This window comes from Lactococcus sp. LG1074 (assembly GCF_017309525.1).
GTDB lineage: Bacteria > Bacillota > Bacilli > Lactobacillales > Streptococcaceae > Lactococcus > Lactococcus petauri.
The window spans coordinates 441739-457955 of sequence record NZ_CP071293.1; the positions used below are offsets into that span (position 1 = coordinate 441739).

Annotated in this window: 16 protein-coding genes and 1 riboswitch; all 16 genes read left to right on the forward strand. The window is 38.8% G+C overall.

Annotated features, from left to right (window positions below; all coding sequences use genetic code 11):
* The first annotated feature begins 29 nt into the window (after positions 1-29).
* The 16 genes from J0J36_RS02120 to J0J36_RS02195 all read left to right on the forward strand — a co-directional run bounded on the left by J0J36_RS02120 (position 30) and on the right by J0J36_RS02195 (position 16097).
* On the forward strand, positions 30-734 hold the full coding sequence (locus J0J36_RS02120) for a histidine phosphatase family protein (RefSeq protein WP_019292087.1): 705 nt from the start codon (positions 30-32) through the stop codon (positions 732-734).
* Positions 718-1503, forward strand: coding sequence for a M15 family metallopeptidase (locus J0J36_RS02125; protein ID WP_153924553.1), 786 nt, complete (start codon positions 718-720; stop codon positions 1501-1503). The genes J0J36_RS02120 and J0J36_RS02125 overlap by 17 nt, the downstream gene beginning before the upstream one ends.
* 31 nt (positions 1504-1534) lie before the next feature.
* Positions 1535-1939: a hypothetical protein gene (locus J0J36_RS02130; RefSeq protein WP_019293617.1), complete on the forward strand. Its 405-nt coding sequence runs from the start codon at positions 1535-1537 to the stop codon at positions 1937-1939.
* A gap of 139 nt (positions 1940-2078) precedes the next feature.
* Complete coding sequence (gene hrcA / locus J0J36_RS02135; protein ID WP_017368864.1) at positions 2079-3116, forward strand: heat-inducible transcriptional repressor HrcA; 1038 nt, start codon at positions 2079-2081, stop codon at positions 3114-3116.
* A 3-nt stretch (positions 3117-3119) separates the two neighbouring features.
* The gene (gene grpE, locus J0J36_RS02140) at positions 3120-3692 is read left to right on the forward strand and encodes a nucleotide exchange factor GrpE (protein WP_255566827.1); all 573 of its coding nucleotides are present in this window, start codon (positions 3120-3122) and stop codon (positions 3690-3692) included.
* Positions 3693-3769: 77 nt separating this feature from the next.
* Positions 3770-5596: a molecular chaperone DnaK gene (dnaK, locus tag J0J36_RS02145; RefSeq protein WP_004259123.1), complete on the forward strand. Its 1827-nt coding sequence runs from the start codon at positions 3770-3772 to the stop codon at positions 5594-5596.
* Positions 5597-5744: 148 nt separating this feature from the next.
* On the forward strand, positions 5745-6143 hold the full coding sequence (locus tag J0J36_RS02150) for a Spx/MgsR family RNA polymerase-binding regulatory protein (RefSeq protein ID WP_019292082.1): 399 nt from the start codon (positions 5745-5747) through the stop codon (positions 6141-6143).
* Between the two features lie 208 nt (positions 6144-6351).
* Positions 6352-7053 (forward strand): DeoR/GlpR family DNA-binding transcription regulator, encoded by a 702-nt coding sequence (locus J0J36_RS02155; protein ID WP_019292081.1) that lies wholly within the window; start codon positions 6352-6354, stop codon positions 7051-7053.
* A complete protein-coding gene (gene pfkB, locus J0J36_RS02160) occupies positions 7050-7976 on the forward strand; it encodes a 1-phosphofructokinase (protein WP_153924558.1) in 927 nt (308 codons plus the stop codon). The genes J0J36_RS02155 and pfkB overlap by 4 nt, the downstream gene beginning before the upstream one ends.
* Positions 7977-7990: 14 nt before the next feature.
* Positions 7991-9895 (forward strand): fructose-specific PTS transporter subunit EIIC, encoded by a 1905-nt coding sequence (locus tag J0J36_RS02165; protein WP_019292079.1) that lies wholly within the window; start codon positions 7991-7993, stop codon positions 9893-9895.
* Between the two features lie 111 nt (positions 9896-10006).
* The gene (locus J0J36_RS02170; RefSeq protein WP_003135050.1) at positions 10007-10249 is read left to right on the forward strand and encodes a type B 50S ribosomal protein L31; all 243 of its coding nucleotides are present in this window, start codon (positions 10007-10009) and stop codon (positions 10247-10249) included.
* Positions 10250-10465: 216 nt separating this feature from the next.
* Positions 10466-11017 (forward strand): DUF177 domain-containing protein, encoded by a 552-nt coding sequence (locus tag J0J36_RS02175; RefSeq protein WP_153924561.1) that lies wholly within the window; start codon positions 10466-10468, stop codon positions 11015-11017.
* 101 nt (positions 11018-11118) lie between these two features.
* Positions 11119-11814, forward strand: a complete 696-nt coding sequence (locus tag J0J36_RS02180; RefSeq protein WP_019292077.1) for a response regulator transcription factor — start codon at positions 11119-11121, stop codon at positions 11812-11814.
* Positions 11815-11901: 87 nt separating this feature from the next.
* Positions 11902-13392 carry a HAMP domain-containing histidine kinase gene (locus J0J36_RS02185; protein WP_019293246.1) on the forward strand — a complete coding sequence of 497 codons (1491 nt, stop codon included), beginning with the start codon at positions 11902-11904 and terminating at the stop codon, positions 13390-13392.
* Between the two features lie 139 nt (positions 13393-13531).
* A riboswitch (Lysine riboswitch) is annotated at positions 13532-13699 on the forward strand.
* Positions 13700-13787: 88 nt separating this feature from the next.
* Positions 13788-15359, forward strand: a complete 1572-nt coding sequence (locus J0J36_RS02190; protein ID WP_019292075.1) for an ABC transporter permease subunit — start codon at positions 13788-13790, stop codon at positions 15357-15359.
* Complete coding sequence (locus J0J36_RS02195) at positions 15360-16097, forward strand: amino acid ABC transporter ATP-binding protein (RefSeq protein ID WP_019292074.1); 738 nt, start codon at positions 15360-15362, stop codon at positions 16095-16097.
* Positions 16098-16217: the final 120 nt, after the last annotated feature.

The window sequence follows — 16217 nt, forward strand, 5'->3', positions numbered from 1 at the left end:
AGATATATAATAGAAGATAAGGTGAGTTCATGGTTGAGGTTTATTTAGTAAGACACGGAAAAACAATGTTTAATACAATCGGTAGAGCCCAAGGTTGGTCGGACACACCGCTCACTGCTGAAGGTGAACGTGGTGCTATGGAACTAGGGCTAGGCTTCAAAGCTAAAGGGTTGAAGTTTGATCGAGCTTATTCTTCTGACTCTGGCAGAACAATACAAACGATGGGCTTTATCTTGGAATACTCCGAGAATAAAGATATTCCTTATAAGATGGACAAGCGTATTCGTGAATGGTGTTTTGGTTCTTTTGATGGGGGATATGATGGCGAACTCTTTGATGGGGTTCTTCCTATTATCTTTGCTGAAAAAGGTATGCAAGAGACAGGGAAGTTCCCTTCAGATGAAGAACTAGCGCGTGCTATTTATGAAGTCGATACTGCAGGATGGGCGGAAACTTGGGAAGAACTCTCTGGACGTATTATGAATGGCTTTTCTGATATGGCAACTGAAGCAGAAGCAGCGGGAGCGAAAAATATCGTCATAGTTAGTCATGGGATGACGATTGCAAGCTATATCAAAATGCTTCGTCCAGATAAAGAACGTCCGCATAATTTGGATAATGGTTCCGTGACACATCTGACTTTTGAAAATGGAAAATTTGAAGTAGGAGATATCGGATCAATGGAGTATCGCAAACTTGGAGCAGAAATCATAAAAAATGCAAAGAAGAACTAAAAAAAGAAAACTCAAAAAAAGTAGAGTAATTGGAAGTTTCATTATTCTCTTGGTCTTCATTGGACTATGTGTATTTGCTGTAAGTAAACTCAAGACACAAGTCACGAAAAAAACGGCTGAGCCAAGACAAACTTCACCTTCAAGTTCGCCAGCTGAAAGTAAGGCAACTGATTTACCGGAAGCTCATCGTTCTGACTGGAATCTTGTTCTGGTAAACAGGGGAAATCCAAAAGAGGAACTCTCCCCAGAGCTTACAACTGTTGGCACTGTGCAGGTTGATCAACGTATCGCAGATGCTCTTGTTAAATTTTTAGCAGCAGCGCAAGCTATTGATCCCTCAGAACACTTGATTTCGGCATATCGCTCAGTGGCTTATCAAGAACAACTCTTCAATACTTATGTGGAAAATGAAATGGTTGGTGCTGCAGGATCAGTCAATAACACAGGGCAACCTATATCTCGTGAGCAAGCTGAAACTAATGTTAAGACTTATTCACAGCCTGCAGGTAGCTCAGAGCACCAAACAGGCTTAGCTGTTGATATGTCGACAGTAGATGCTTTGAACCAAAGCCCTGAAGATGTAGTCGCACAAGTGAAGAAAATTGCACCTGAGTACGGTTTTGTACTACGTTTCCCGGAAGGCGGAAAAGCATCCACTGGTGTGGATTATGAGGATTGGCATTTTCGTTATGTAGGTGTGGATAATGCCAAATATATGACAAAACACAACCTTACACTTGAAGAATATTTGAAGTTATTGCCCCAGTAAAATAAAGGGCGTTAAAAGGAGTCACACAACAATGTTGAATAAAGCCTACTTGATTTTATATGCTAATATTGCCTTATTTCTCTATACTTTAATGATTATTGCACAACGGCTTTTAGCATCACCCAATACCTTTACGACGGTTTTTCAAAATACAAGCCGCACAATAACGGGATTTATCAATAAAACTCTGGCTCCAGTAGCCCAATGGCAAAATATAATAGAAATACTCTTGGTTTTCCTTCTCATCTTACTCATACTCCGCTTTTTCAATGTGGGATTATGGATTTTAGAGATAGCGGCTGTGCTGGTAATTGTTGATTGGGGCTATCAATATCTCATGCATCAGCAAAATCTAGCGCTATTATTTCCACTAGCTGTCATGCTTGTTAGTCTCTTTAGCATCCGTTTCATTGCTAAAGAAGTAGGATTTATTTAAAAAAAACAAAAATTAGCACTCTATAAAAAAGAGTGCTAATTTTTGGTTTTTTTGCTTGACAAGATAGGAGATAAGGGTTATAATAATATTGTTAGCACTTGAGGGTGGTGAGTGCTAAAAGCGAAGAAAGGAGACAAAGATGATTACAGAACGGCAACAACAGATTTTGGATTTGATTGTCTCACTTTACGCTAAAGAGCACACGCCCGTTGGTTCTAAAGCTTTATTGGAACAGATTAAAGCATCAAGTGCGACAATCAGAAATGATATGAAAGCCTTGGAAAATCTTGGACTCATTCAAAAAGAACATACATCAAGTGGGCGTGTTCCTAGTATTTCAGGTTACAAATACTTTGTAGAAAATGTATTGCGCTTGGAAGAATTTACACAAAATGATCTTTTTCAAATTATGAAATCCTTTGATGGTGAGTTTTATCGCTTATCGGATTTATTTGAAAGAGCAAGTGAAGTTCTCTCAAGATTGACCGGCTTAACTTCTTTCGTACTTAATGTTCCTCAGAAAGAGCAAGTCTTACAGTCCTTTGAACTTGTCACTTTAGATAATCACTCGATGTTGACAGTGATGACCTTAGCGACAGGCGAACTTCGGACAAATCAGTTTGTACTCCCCAAAAGTATGAGTGAACATGACTTGCAAGTCTTTACACGGTTGATTAAAGAACGTTTAGTGGGTAAGAAAGTTCTTGATGTGCATTATGCGTTGAGGACGGATATCCCACAGATAGTACAGCGTTACTTTAAAACAACTGGTGATGTCTTGGAGCTCTTTGAATCCGTCTTTGCAGATTTGTTCACAGAACATTTGACAAGTAGCGGACGTGAATATGTCTTTGATTTTGCCACAGACAATCTTTCTGAGCTTTATAAAATTTTAAGCGATGATACACGTATGGCTCAAGAAATACGAGAATTAACAAGTACAGATGAGATGCGTTCGGTTGTCATTGACAATATGTCTTATTTTGCTAACCTAACGTTGATCAGTCAAAAGTTTGTTATTCCATATCGTGGTTTAGGAACGCTGACAGTCATTGGTCCTGTAGAACAAGATTATCAGAAAACCTTGAGTACACTGGACTTACTTGCGAAAGTCTTAAGTATGAAACTCATGGACTATTATCGTTACCTTGATGGTAACCATTATGAGATAAGTTAATATATGAAATTATTTAAAAGAAAAGGAAACAATATGGCTGAAGAAAATAAAGAAGAATTAAAGAAAAAAGATCAGGAAGAAGAAGTTGTCGAAGAGCTTACTGAAGAAGCACTTGAAGATATCGTCGAAGAAGAAGTTTCTGAGCTTGATGCAGCTGTAGCAAAGGCTGAAGAATGGGAAAATAAATTTCTCCGTATTAGCGCAGAAATCCAAAATATTCAACGCCGTGCCAACGAAGAACGTTCTAGTATCTTGAAATATCGCTCACAAGATTTGGCGAAAAAGATTTTGCCAAGCTTAGATAACTTGGAGCGTGCACTTGCTGTTGAAGGATTAACAGAAGATGTCAAAAAAGGTTTAGAAATGACGCGAGAAAGCTTGATCAACGCACTTAAAGAAGAAGGCGTTACAGAAGTCAAAGTAGACGGAGCCTTTGATCCAAACTTCCATATGGCTGTGCAAACTGTCCCAGCTGATGATGAGCATCCTGCAGATCATGTCGTTCAAGTCTTCCAAAAAGGCTACCAAATCCATGATCGTATCCTTCGTCCAGCAATGGTCGTTGTTGCACAATAAGAAACAAGAAGTGACCGAAATGTCCTTAAACTATAAGAATAGATAAAAACAATAAAATAAAAAAAGAGGTAAAGCATATGTCTAAAATTATTGGTATTGACCTTGGTACAACAAACTCAGCAGTAGCAGTTCTCGAAGGAACTGAAGCAAAAATTATTCCAAATCCAGAAGGAAATCGTACAACACCATCTGTTGTCGCTTTTAAAAATGGTGAAATTCAAGTTGGTGATGCTGCAAAACGCCAAGCCGTAACAAACCCAGATACAATCATCTCAATCAAATCTAAAATGGGTACAAGTGAAAAAGTTTCTGCCGGTGGTAAAGAGTACACACCTCAAGAAATTTCAGCAATGATTCTTCAAAACTTGAAAGCAACAGCTGAAGCATACTTGGGCGAAAAAGTTGAAAAAGCAGTTATTACAGTCCCAGCATACTTCAACGATGCACAACGTCAAGCAACAAAAGATGCTGGTAAAATCGCTGGTCTTGAAGTAGAACGTATCGTTAACGAACCAACAGCAGCAGCTCTTGCTTACGGTATGGACAAACAAGACAAAGATGAAAAAATTCTTGTCTTTGACCTTGGTGGTGGTACATTTGACGTTTCAATCCTTGAACTAGGTGATGGTGTCTTCGATGTATTGTCAACAGCAGGTAACAACAAACTTGGTGGTGATGACTTTGACCAAGCTATCATTGATTACATGGTCGCAGAATTCAAGAAAGAAAACGGCATTGACCTTTCACAAGATAAAATGGCCCTTCAACGTTTGAAAGATGCAGCTGAAAAAGCGAAAAAAGACCTTTCAGGTGTAACTTCTACTCAAATTTCATTGCCGTTCATCACAGCTGGCGCTGCTGGCCCACTTCACTTGGAAATGACACTTACACGTGCTAAATTTGACGAATTGACTGCTTCATTGGTTGAAGCAACACGCGAACCTGTACGTCAAGCCCTTTCTGATGCTGGTCTTTCAACTTCTGATATCGATGAAGTTCTTCTTGTTGGTGGTTCAACTCGTATCCCAGCAGTTGTTGATCTTGTTCAAAAAGAAACAGGTAAAACACCAAACAAATCTGTTAACCCAGACGAAGTTGTTGCTATGGGTGCAGCAATCCAAGGTGGTGTCATCACTGGTGACGTTAAAGACGTTGTCCTTCTTGACGTAACTCCACTTTCACTTGGTATTGAAACAATGGGTTCTGTATTTACAAAACTTATCGAACGTAATACAACAATTCCAACATCTAAATCACAAGTCTTCTCAACTGCAGCAGATAACCAACCAGCAGTAGATATCCACGTCCTTCAAGGTGAACGTCCAATGGCAGCAGATAACAAATCATTGGGTCGCTTCCAATTGACAGATATCCCTGCCGCACCACGTGGTGTGCCACAAATCGAAGTCACATTCGACATCGACAAAAACGGTATCGTATCTGTTAAAGCAAAAGATTTGGGTACGCAAAAAGAACAAACAATCGTTATCAAATCTAACTCAGGTCTTTCTGACGAAGAAATCGATAAAATGATGAAAGATGCTGAAGCAAATGCTGATGCTGACGCAAAACGTAAAGAAGAAGTAGACACACGTAACGAAGCGGATGCTCTTGTTTTCCAAACTGAAAAAACAATCAAAGAACTTGAAGGTAAAGTTGACGAAGCAGAAGTTAAAAAAGCAGAAGATGCTAAAGAAGAGTTGAAGAAAGCTCTTGAAGGTGAAGATATTGCCGATATCAAAGCTAAATCAGAAGCACTTAGCGAAATTGCGCAAAATCTCGCAGTAAAACTTTACGAACAAGCCAGCGCTGAACAAGCAGCAGCAGAAGGACAAGAAGCTGGATCAGAAGAAGGTCCTAAAGATGACAATACTGTTGATGGTGACTTTGAAGAAGTTAAATAAAACCGTAGTTCATAAAATAAAAAAGTTCGAGATATTGATGCTCGGCTTTTTTATTTTTTCTGAAAACCGTTTCATTTGTTTTCAATCTCATAAAATAAGATAATAAAAATAAGAAAGAGAACCTGGACGTGATAGAAAGGAGGTCGGCATGCTTAAGATTTATACCATCTCCTCTAATCAGGAGACGAAAGCAGTAGAGAGCTGGCTCTATGCCCATAAAGTCAAGTTTGTCGAAGTTGATCTTCTCAAAGAACTGGTTTCGACTGAGGAAATTCTCCGAATTGTTTCTTTAACTGAACATGGAGTTGAAGAGATTATCGCAACAGAAACACGGGCTTACACACGTTTGAACCTTAATTTCAATGACTTGAAGTTAGAAGATTTTATGGAGCTGTTAGAAGAAAATGCTACTCTATTGAAAGTTCCACTTATGTTGGATGAAAAACAACTTCAAATCGGTTTTGATGAAGATAAGATGCAAAGGTTTTTAGAAAAGCCAAGTAAAAAAGTTACTGACATAGAACAGCAAAAAATGCAAACAGGCTAGGTTCTCTAAAGAGCAAAGGAAGCGTAATTCCTGGCTCTTTTTTTATTTAAGGATAGTACATGAAGGAAATCTATATAAATAAGGATAGTACATGAAGGAAATCTATATAAATTTTTTTTCTTTTTTTGTAGTTTTTGGAAGTTTTTGATTGACTTTGAAAGAAAATGGTGTATAATATAAATGTAAACGAATTCAGGAGGAGGGTCATATGCTCGCGACGGAACGCAAGGAAAAAATAATGAGCTTGCTCAAAGAGCAAAGAACAGCGACTTTAGAAGAACTTTCAACAATAACTCAAGCTTCTGTCTCGACTTTAAGGAGAGATCTCAATGAGCTTGAAGAAGAAAATGCCTTACGTCGTGTTCATGGAGGCGCAGAACTCCAACAAGATCTTTCAGAAGAGTTATCTATCTTTGAGAAATCTTCCAAAAACGTTCAAGAAAAAGAAAAAATCGCAACTATAGCTTTTGAAAAGATAAAAGAAGGCGACATTATTTACTTGGATGCTGGAACTACAGTTGCGCCACTTTGCCATTTGCTTAATCAGTCGGGCAAGCGTGTCACTATCGTGACTAATTCGATTAGCCATTTACCAAAATTAACCAGTGAAAACCTCATCGTTTATTTGCTTGGTGGTCGAGTGAAACGTCAAACTGATGCCATCATTGGCAGTTCGGCCATCGCTCAACTTAGTACTTACCGTTTTAATCTTGCATTTATCGGAGCTAATGCTTTTGATGAAGAGCTGGGGGCTATGACACCGGACAGTGAAGAAGCAGCGATTAAGTCACAGGCCATTCGTCAAAGCCGGACAAGCTATCTCCTCCTGGACAGTAGTAAAATCGGTCAAACAAGCTTTGTTAAGTTTGCAGAAAGTGACCAAATAAAACTTATAACGGAGAAATTATGATATACACAGTAACACTAAATCCAGCATTAGATTATTTCATGGATTTTGATCAGGCTAAACTTGGACAAGTCAACCGAGCGACAGAAACGCGTATGCTTCCTGGTGGTAAAGGAATTGTTGAAAGTCGCATGATGTCCCTTTTAAAGGTAGAAAATACGGCTCTTGGTTTTCTTGGTGGTTTCCCTGGGAAATTCATTCAAGATTATCTTGAAAATATCGGAAGTCAGTCCGATTTTACTCCAATTGCAGGAACAACACGCATTAATACAAAAATCAAAGTCAATGCGCAAGAGGAAACCTCCTTTGATGCTGCTGGACCAGACTTATCAGATGCTGAAATTCAGGCCTTCCTAAGTAAATTTGACGATCTACAAAGTGATGACATTGTCGTTTTTGCTGGTACTATCCCTAAAGCTTTAGGGGAAGACTTCTATGAAGTTTTGATTGAGAAAGTAAAAGCCAGAGGCGCACAGTTTGCTATTGATGTTGACGGACAAAAGTTGCTGAAAACATTGAAATATGAGCCACTCGTCATCAAACCTAATCGTGAAGAATTGGAAGAAATCTATTCTGTTAAGTTTAAATCCAAAGAAGATATTATCCCTTATGGTCAAAAACTTTTGGCAGAAGGAGTACAAAATGTCATGATTTCTATGGCAGGTGATGGTGCTTTACTCTTCACAGGTAAGGAAACTTATTTTGCCGCTCCAATCAAAGGAGAGTTGAAAAACTCTATCGGTGCAGGAGATTCAACAGTTGCAGGTTTCCTGGCCGAGTGGAGCCGCAGTCAGGATACTTTAGCTGCCTTTAAACAAGGTGTTGCCTGTGGTACAGCTAAGGTCTTCTCAGAAGATATGCCGAGTGAAAGCTTCTTAAAAGAATGCTTTGAAAAAGTAACAATCGAAAAAATAAACGAAGATTAGAAAAGAGGATGATTATGGAAATCAAAGATTTACTCAAAACAGAAGTCATGATTTTGGACCTTCAAGCAACGACTAAAGAAGCTGCTGTGGATGAAATGGTAAACAAGTTAGTCGCAGAAGGTTACGTCAGTGATTTTGATACATTTAAAGCTGGAATTATGGCTCGTGAAGCGCAAACTTCAACTGGTTTGGGCGATGGTATTGCCATGCCACACAGCAAGAATAAAGCTGTCAATGAAGCTGTTGTCCTATTTGCAAAATCAAATGCAGGTGTGGATTATGCAGCCCTAGACGGACAACCTGTCAATCTTTTCTTCATGATTGCAGCACCAGAAGGCGCAAATGACACACACTTGGAAGCTTTAGCACAACTTTCTAAGTTCCTCTTGCAAGCTGGATTTACAGACAAAGTAAAAGAAGCAAAATATCCGCGTCAAGTGTTAGAGCTTTTCTCTGAAGATACAGAAGAAATTGAGCAAGTCACTGATAGCGAGCATTATGTTTTAGCCGTAACAGCATGTACGACAGGTATTGCACATACTTATATGGCTGAAGAAGCACTTAAAAAACAAGCTGCTGAAATGGGCATCGCTATTAAAGTTGAAACAAATGGGGCGCGTGGGATTGACCACAAGCTGACTGCTGAAGATATTCAAAAAGCTGACGGTATCATCGTTGCAGCGGATAAGAAAGTGGAAATGAACCGTTTTGCAGGGAAACCGATGGTGCAAGTTCCTGTCGCTGCCGCTATTCGTCAACCCGAAGAACTCATTAATAAGGCAGTTTCTGGTAATGCACCAAAATTTGAAGCTGATGCCGCTGATGAGGCAAAAGAAGAAAGCTCTGGCGGTATTGGTAAAGCATTCTACAAACACCTTATGGGTGGTGTATCTGCAATGTTACCATTCGTTGTTGGTGGTGGTATCTTGATTGCTCTTGCCTTCTTGATAGACCAATCAATGGGTGTTCCTAAAGATCAATTGGCCAACCTTGGTTCTTATCATCCGATTGCGGCTTACTTTAAAAATATCGGGGGCGCAGCCTTTGCTTTCATGCTTCCAGTCCTAGCTGGTTTTATCGCCAACTCAATTGCAGATAAACCTGGTTTAGTTGCAGGTTTCGTTGCGGGTTCAATGGCTGCCTCTGGTCTTGCCTTTGGCAAACTTGATCCGGCTACAATGATTCCATCAGGTTTCCTTGGCGCTTTAGTTGGTGGTTTCATTGCTGGTGGTGTCATTATCCTCTTGCGTAAGCTCTTGACTGTCTTGCCTAAATCGTTAGATGGGATTAAAGCAATCTTGATTTTCCCACTTTTAGGGACATTCATCACAGGATTGCTCATGCTTTTCATCAATATTCCGATGGCAGCAATCAATACAGGCCTTTCAAACTTCTTGAACAGCCTTAATGGAGCATCAGCTTTAGTTCTTGGTATTATCGTTGGTGGTATGATGGCAGTTGACCTTGGTGGACCAATTAACAAAGCTGCTTATATCTTCGGTACAGGAACATTGGCCGCAAGTGTTGCTACTGGTGGCTCAGTCGTTATGGCAGCAGTTATGGCTGGTGGTATGGTTCCACCTCTTGCAACTACAGTTGCCGTCCTCTTCTTCAAAAATAAATTTACAAAAGAAGAACGTCAATCAGGTTTAACAAATATTGTTATGGGACTTTCATTTATTACAGAAGGTTCCATCCCATTTGGTGCTGCTGACCCAGCACGTGCTATTCCTTCATTTGTTGTTGGTTCAGCCTTAGCAGGTGGACTCGTTGGTGCGGCAGGTCTTAAATTGATGGCACCACACGGGGGTATCTTCGTCTTAGCTCTAACAAATGGCCCACTTTTATACCTTCTCTTTGTTTTGATTGGTGCTCTTGTTTCTGGTTTGATGTTCGGTTATTTGAAAAAAGAAAAATAGTATTTTAAATAACAAAAAAGCTTGAATTTCAGCAACAAATCTGTTAGAATATTAAGGTCTAACAAACTTTGGTCTGGCAAACAGTCCAAGGCAGAAAGGAAATTTTGCAAAATGAAAAAAGACATCCATCCTAATTACCAACCTGTTGTGTTCTTGGATACAACTACTGGTTTTAAATTCTTGAGCGGTTCAACTAAAGGTTCGAAAGAAACTGTTGAATGGGAAGACGGAAACACTTATCCATTGATTCGTGTGGAAATCTCTTCTGACTCACATCCATTCTACACTGGCCGTCAAAAATTCCAAGCAGCGGACGGACGTATCGCTCGTTTCAACAAGAAATATGGAAAATAAAAAAGTGCTTCGGCGCTTTTTTATTATCGCTCTAATTTGCTATGGTAAATCAAGTCCAACTGTAAGCAAATTCTGAACATCTTTTAGTTCATTGGGCTATAAAAATTAAAAAAAATATCATATAATAGAAACAGATAGTATACACATATAAAATTAAAGGCATGCGTGAATATGCCTTCTTTTAAACTCACTATAAAGATAAAGGAAAAATAAAATATGAAATGGTCTATTTTAGAAGTATCAAAAAAGAAAATAATTAAATTCGAAGAAGCGCTTGATTTAACGCAAGAACTTAAGCAACGCTCAGAAGAAATCCTTGATGCAAAACCTGTAAATGTTCAAGGACAAATCGCCTATGACGATGGCATCTATTACTTGGATTATACACTTGAAGTGGATTTGACTTTACCATCATCACGGAGCTTGAAGCCAGTAGAGTATCTTATGTCAATCGCTGTGAATGAAGCCTTCACCACAGATGAGTTTCTTAAAAAGAATGAAGATTTACTGGACAGTGACATAATATTTACATTGGAAGTAGATTGGATTAGTCTATCAGAATCGGTAGCTGATAATATTCTTTTAGAAATTCCCTTGCAAATTTTAGCAGAAGATGAGAAAGCTGGAGCCACAAGTTTACCTTCTGGCAAGAACTGGACTGTCTTGTCTGAAGCAGACTATCAGAAACAAAAAGAAGAAGAAGCAGATAAAGAAAATAAATCACCTTTTGCAGGATTGGCAGATTTCTTTTCCGAAGAAAAAAATTAAGAAAAATCTCATAAAACACTTGCAACAAAATTACAATTATATTATAATTTCATTATAGAGGAAATAAAATTAAAAAGAAAAGATATTAATGAGGCTAAACTATGAATTCATCTAAACGTATTTTGATTATCGAAGACGATAAAAACATTGCGAGATTTGTTTCACTTGAGCTTGAACACGAAGGATATCAAACTGCGGTTCAAGACAATGGTCGTAAAGGTCTTGAAGAAGCAATGTCAAAAGATTATGATTTGATTTTGCTCGACTTAATGCTCCCAGAGCTGGATGGCTTTGAAGTTGCACGACGCTTACGCCGTGAAAAAGATACACATATTATTATGATGACTGCACGTGATTCAACTATGGACCGTGTAGCAGGTCTTGATATTGGAGCGGATGACTATATTACAAAACCATTCGCAATTGAAGAATTGTTAGCGCGTGTCCGTTCACTCTTCCGTCGTGAAGACCATATCCACACGATTGAAAAATCAGACAATACTTCATTCCGTGATTTGGTAATTGATAAAACAAACCGCACTGTACATCGCGGAAAAAAAGTTATTGACCTTACACGTCGTGAATACGATTTGCTTTTGACCCTGATGCAAAATGTGGGTGATGTCGTAACACGCGAATACTTGGTTTCTGAAGTATGGGGTTACGAAGAAGGTACAGAAACAAACGTTGTTGACGTTTATATCCGCTATTTGCGTAACAAAATTGACGTGGAAGGCCGCGAAAGTTATATTCAAACGGTTCGTGGTATGGGATATGTCATGCGTGACCGCAAATAATATAGGGAATATATAAGAAGATTTCTAGTGGTTTTGCCACTAGATTTATTCCTTTTATGGCGATGTAAAGAAATAGAAAAATGCGACATGGTAAAATTTTTTGATTCGAAGAAGAAAAAAGCAGAAAATCTGCCCGAGCGTAAGCGAAGCATCATGCTACGTTGGGCCTTTGCAAATACGATTTTTTGTTTTATAACCTTCACTATTTTTACAGTATTAGTTTATCAACTGACCATAACAACCTTCATCAATTCTGAAAAAGAGGACATGATGAAAGCTCTGGACAATGTTGAGCAAAGTTTGTCCCAATCGGAAAGCAAACTGTCGGAGGACAATCTTGCGAATTATTTGGCTTATGCCAAAGACTACACAGCATCCAGTCAGGGAAAAGAAAATGAGCTAGAAACACTTGGAAGTATGATTGGTTCTAGGAAGTCTTTTTATGTCTTTGATGTCGGTGAAAATTTGATTTATTCGACCAATTCGTATGGTTTCCCGCTAAGGAAAGATGTGGGGGATTCTACTCATGCTGTACGTACATTTGGTGAATATTCTGGTTATTTGGTTGAACGACCCGTTCATTCTAAGAAAACAGGGAAACTGATTGGCTATGTGCAGGCTTTCTATGATATGAGTTATTATTACAGCGTGCGAACAAAGCTGCTGATTGCCTTGATTATCTTAGAAATTATTGCTCTCTTTATTGCTCAGTTTGTCGGTTATTTTATGGCAAGTCGCTATATCAAGCCTCTAGAGCGTTTGCACGATGCGATTACTACACGTGCCAATAATTTGAAGGCGGATTTCAAACCTGTAGTGATTCAAACAGGCGATGAAATTGAAGAACTGGCGACTGTTTATAACGATATGATGATTAAGCTTAACGATTACGTTGATCAGCAGAAACGTTTTGTTTCTGATGTCAGTCACGAGCTACGTACGCCACTTGCAGTTTTAGATGGTCATTTGAATCTCTTGAATCGATGGGGGAAAAATGATCCTGAAGTGCTTGAGGAGTCTTTACAGGCCAGTATAGAAGAAGTTAGCACGATGAGAACGATGTTAGAGGAGATGCTTGCATTGGCCCGTCTTGAAAGCATTGATTTTCAAGATGAAGATCTGATCTGTGATCCAACAGAAGTTTCTAATTTTCTTAAGAAAAACTTTCTCCTTATTCATCCTGATTTAAATTTAACTGTTGAGAATTACTTGACGCCGGGTAGTTTGGCTCATATTTATCCCAACCATTATGAACAAGGCTTAAAAATTTTGATTGATAATGCGATAAAATACTCGCCTAAAGATCGCCAAGAAGTGAAAATCCATCTAGAAGAAGATGACAAATACATTATTACGACAGTTGAGGATCGTGGCTATGGCATTAGTCAAGAAGATTTAAAACATGTCTTTGAGCGCTTTTTCCGTGCCGATAAAGCACGAAATCGAGATATAGGTGGAACAGGTCTTGGTCTGTCTATTATCCAACGCATAGTGGAAAACTATGACGGGGATGTCAGTGTGACTTCCATTGTAGGCGAAGGATCGAAATTTACTTTAAAAATTCCTAAGATTAAATAAATATAAAAAGCCTACTGAGTATCTAAAAGTACTTGCTAGACTTTTAATCTTAATCTTATTTCTTGAGTTTTTTGATAATTCGAGAAAATTGTTGACATTCGTTTAAAAAAAGGTTAAGATTTAAAATACAATATACAAATAAAATGATAGAGGTCGCAATGAATAGGATGTTTTACTGAGCTGGACAAGCGTTGAAGTAAAACGGAGGAGACATTGCCGAAACGAATTCACTCGTCCAAGTGAGTTTGTTGGGGCAGCAAGGGATACTTGCTGAACTGTCGCAGTTTTGCGGAGTGCTATTCGTTACTTACTGATAATATGAATCACGTACAACGTTTAGCAACCTCTCTGTGTAAAGGTTGCTTTTTATTTGGAAAAATGAAAGAGAGAGTATTATGAGAAGAAAAAACTTATTCTTACTTGTCGCGACGTTGTTTACGGTATTATTTATCGGTAGTTCAAAAGTGAGTGCAGAACAGTTCCGTGTCGGAATGGAAGCTGCATATGCCCCTTTTAACTGGACACAATATGATGATAGCAACGGTGCTGTCCCTATTGATGGTGTAGATGGTCAATGGGCTAATGGTTACGATGTACAAGTTGCAAAAAAACTTGCTGATAAGTTAAATAAAGAATTAGTAATCGTCAAATCAAGTTGGGATGGCTTGCTGCCAGCTCTAAAATCCGGAAAAATCGATGGCATTATTGCAGGAATGTCGCCAACTGCGGAACGTAGAGAACAAATCGCCTTTTCAGAACCGTATTACACATCTAACCTTGTAATGATGGTCAAAAGTGGCGGTCCCTTTGCTCAAGCATCGAGTTTAGCAGACTTCTCTGGTGCAAAAATCACTGCTCAGCTGGGAACTTTTCACTATAACATGATTGACCAGATTGAAAGTGTTAACAAGCAAACAGCAATGAAAGATTTTTCAAGCATGCGTGTGGCTTTACAAAGTGGAGCCATCGATGGTTATGTAGCTGAACGTCCCGAAGGAGTGACAGCAGAGAAAGCAAATCCAGACTTCAAAATGATTGAATTTGGCGAAGGAAAAGGTTTTGTCACAAACTCTGATGATACAACAGTCGCAGTAGGTTTACGTAAAAATGATCCCAACTTACCTGTAATTAATAGCTTTTTGACAGGTTTTACACCTCAAGACCAAAAAGAACTGATGGATGAAATGATTGCTGCTCAACCAGAAGCTAAAATACAAGGCGCTTGGTATGATCAAATTATCAGTATTGTAAGAGATAACGGCAAACAGTTTCTTAATGGTACAGGGATGACCTTATTCATCTCTTTGATTGGTACGATTATTGGTACGGTTTTAGGTCTTCTTATTGGCGTTTATCGTACTATTCCAGAAATTAGTAATAAATTTTTAGCCTTTTTACATAAAGTATTTGGCTGGCTTATTTCAGCTTATATTGAAATTTTCCGTGGTACACCAATGATTGTTCAAGCAATGGTGCTTTACTATGGAACAGCTCTAGCTTTTGGCTTGAGTTTGGATCGGACCTTAGCTGCGCTAATTATTGTGTCCATCAATACAGGTGCTTATATGTCGGAGATTGTACGTGGCGGTATTTTCTCTGTGGATCAAGGGCAATTTGAAGCCGCGCAAGCTATCGGAATGACGCATGGGCAAACTATGCGCAAGGTTGTTTTACCACAAGTCTTGCGAAATATTCTTCCAGCAACAGGAAATGAATTTGTCATTAATATCAAAGATACATCAGTCTTATCTGTAATTTCAGTAACTGAGCTCTTTTTCCAAGGGACAACAGTGGCGCAACAAAACTTTATGTATTTCCAAACCTTTGCTGTCATCTGTGCAATTTACTTTGTCTTAACATTTACAGTAACACGTATTCTACGCTTTGTAGAAAGAAAAATGGATGGACCAGACGCTTACGTCCCAATCCAAAATCAAATGCAAGTACAAGAACCGGGGGACGCTTAAATGACAGCAATCTTAGAAATCAATCATTTAAAAAAATCATTTGGCAGTAATGAAGTGTTAAAAGACATTCACTTAACGGTAAATCAAGGCGAAGTTATTTCGATTATTGGTTCATCTGGAAGTGGTAAATCGACATTACTTCGTTCAATCAATTTATTGGAGAAGCCATCTGGTGGGGAAATAATTTATAAAGGTGAAAATGTTTTAGCAAAAGGCTTCGATATTCCTAAATATCGCACGCATCTGGGCATGGTTTTCCAAAGCTTCAACTTGTTTAACAATATGAATGTTATCGAAAATGTTATGGCTGGGCAAGTTACAGTATTGAAAAAAAGCCAAGAAGAAGCTCGGACTATTGCGCTCGAGAATCTGGAAAAAGTGGGCATGGCAAGCTTTGCTAATGCCAAACCTGCACAACTCTCCGGCGGACAAAAACAACGTGTGGCGATTGCTCGTGCGATTTCTATGAATCCAGATGTGATATTATTTGACGAGCCGACTTCAGCGCTTGATCCTGAAATGGTAGGCGAAGTCTTACAGACAATGAAAGGACTGGCTGAAACAGGCTTAACAATGGTTATCGTTACACATGAAATGGAATTCGCGCGTGATGTAAGTGATCGTGTAATTTTCATGGATAAAGGGGTTATTGCTGAAGAAGGACGACCAGCGGAAATCTTCGGAGCTCCGAAAGAAGAGCGGACGCGAGCTTTCCTTTCACGCTTCTTGAAAGCTTAAATAAAAAGAGCAAGCTTATGCTCTTTTTTTCTTTGCAAAAGACCTCTTATTTTCACAGTAAAACTTTCAAATACAAACTCTATATTGAAAAAATAGGTAAATAGCGGTAAAATAGAGGGA

What these genes read in the sequence shown, in the direction of transcription:
- J0J36_RS02195 (WP_019292074.1), top strand. Translation starts at nt 15,360, where the DNA reads ATGACAGCAATCTTAGAAATCAATCATTTAAAAAAATCATTTGGCAGT.
- J0J36_RS02120 (WP_019292087.1), top strand. Translation starts at nt 30, where the DNA reads ATGGTTGAGGTTTATTTAGTAAGACACGGAAAAACAATGTTTAATACA.
- J0J36_RS02165 (WP_019292079.1), top strand. Translation starts at nt 7,991, where the DNA reads ATGGAAATCAAAGATTTACTCAAAACAGAAGTCATGATTTTGGACCTT.
- J0J36_RS02170 (WP_003135050.1), top strand. Translation starts at nt 10,007, where the DNA reads ATGAAAAAAGACATCCATCCTAATTACCAACCTGTTGTGTTCTTGGAT.
- J0J36_RS02125 (WP_153924553.1), top strand. Translation starts at nt 718, where the DNA reads ATGCAAAGAAGAACTAAAAAAAGAAAACTCAAAAAAAGTAGAGTAATT.
- J0J36_RS02190 (WP_019292075.1), top strand. Translation starts at nt 13,788, where the DNA reads ATGAGAAGAAAAAACTTATTCTTACTTGTCGCGACGTTGTTTACGGTA.
- J0J36_RS02155 (WP_019292081.1), top strand. Translation starts at nt 6,352, where the DNA reads ATGCTCGCGACGGAACGCAAGGAAAAAATAATGAGCTTGCTCAAAGAG.
- dnaK (WP_004259123.1), top strand. Translation starts at nt 3,770, where the DNA reads ATGTCTAAAATTATTGGTATTGACCTTGGTACAACAAACTCAGCAGTA.
- J0J36_RS02175 (WP_153924561.1), top strand. Translation starts at nt 10,466, where the DNA reads ATGAAATGGTCTATTTTAGAAGTATCAAAAAAGAAAATAATTAAATTC.
- J0J36_RS02185 (WP_019293246.1), top strand. Translation starts at nt 11,902, where the DNA reads ATGGTAAAATTTTTTGATTCGAAGAAGAAAAAAGCAGAAAATCTGCCC.
- J0J36_RS02150 (WP_019292082.1), top strand. Translation starts at nt 5,745, where the DNA reads ATGCTTAAGATTTATACCATCTCCTCTAATCAGGAGACGAAAGCAGTA.
- J0J36_RS02130 (WP_019293617.1), top strand. Translation starts at nt 1,535, where the DNA reads ATGTTGAATAAAGCCTACTTGATTTTATATGCTAATATTGCCTTATTT.
- hrcA (WP_017368864.1), top strand. Translation starts at nt 2,079, where the DNA reads ATGATTACAGAACGGCAACAACAGATTTTGGATTTGATTGTCTCACTT.
- grpE (WP_255566827.1), top strand. Translation starts at nt 3,120, where the DNA reads ATGAAATTATTTAAAAGAAAAGGAAACAATATGGCTGAAGAAAATAAA.
- pfkB (WP_153924558.1), top strand. Translation starts at nt 7,050, where the DNA reads ATGATATACACAGTAACACTAAATCCAGCATTAGATTATTTCATGGAT.
- J0J36_RS02180 (WP_019292077.1), top strand. Translation starts at nt 11,119, where the DNA reads ATGAATTCATCTAAACGTATTTTGATTATCGAAGACGATAAAAACATT.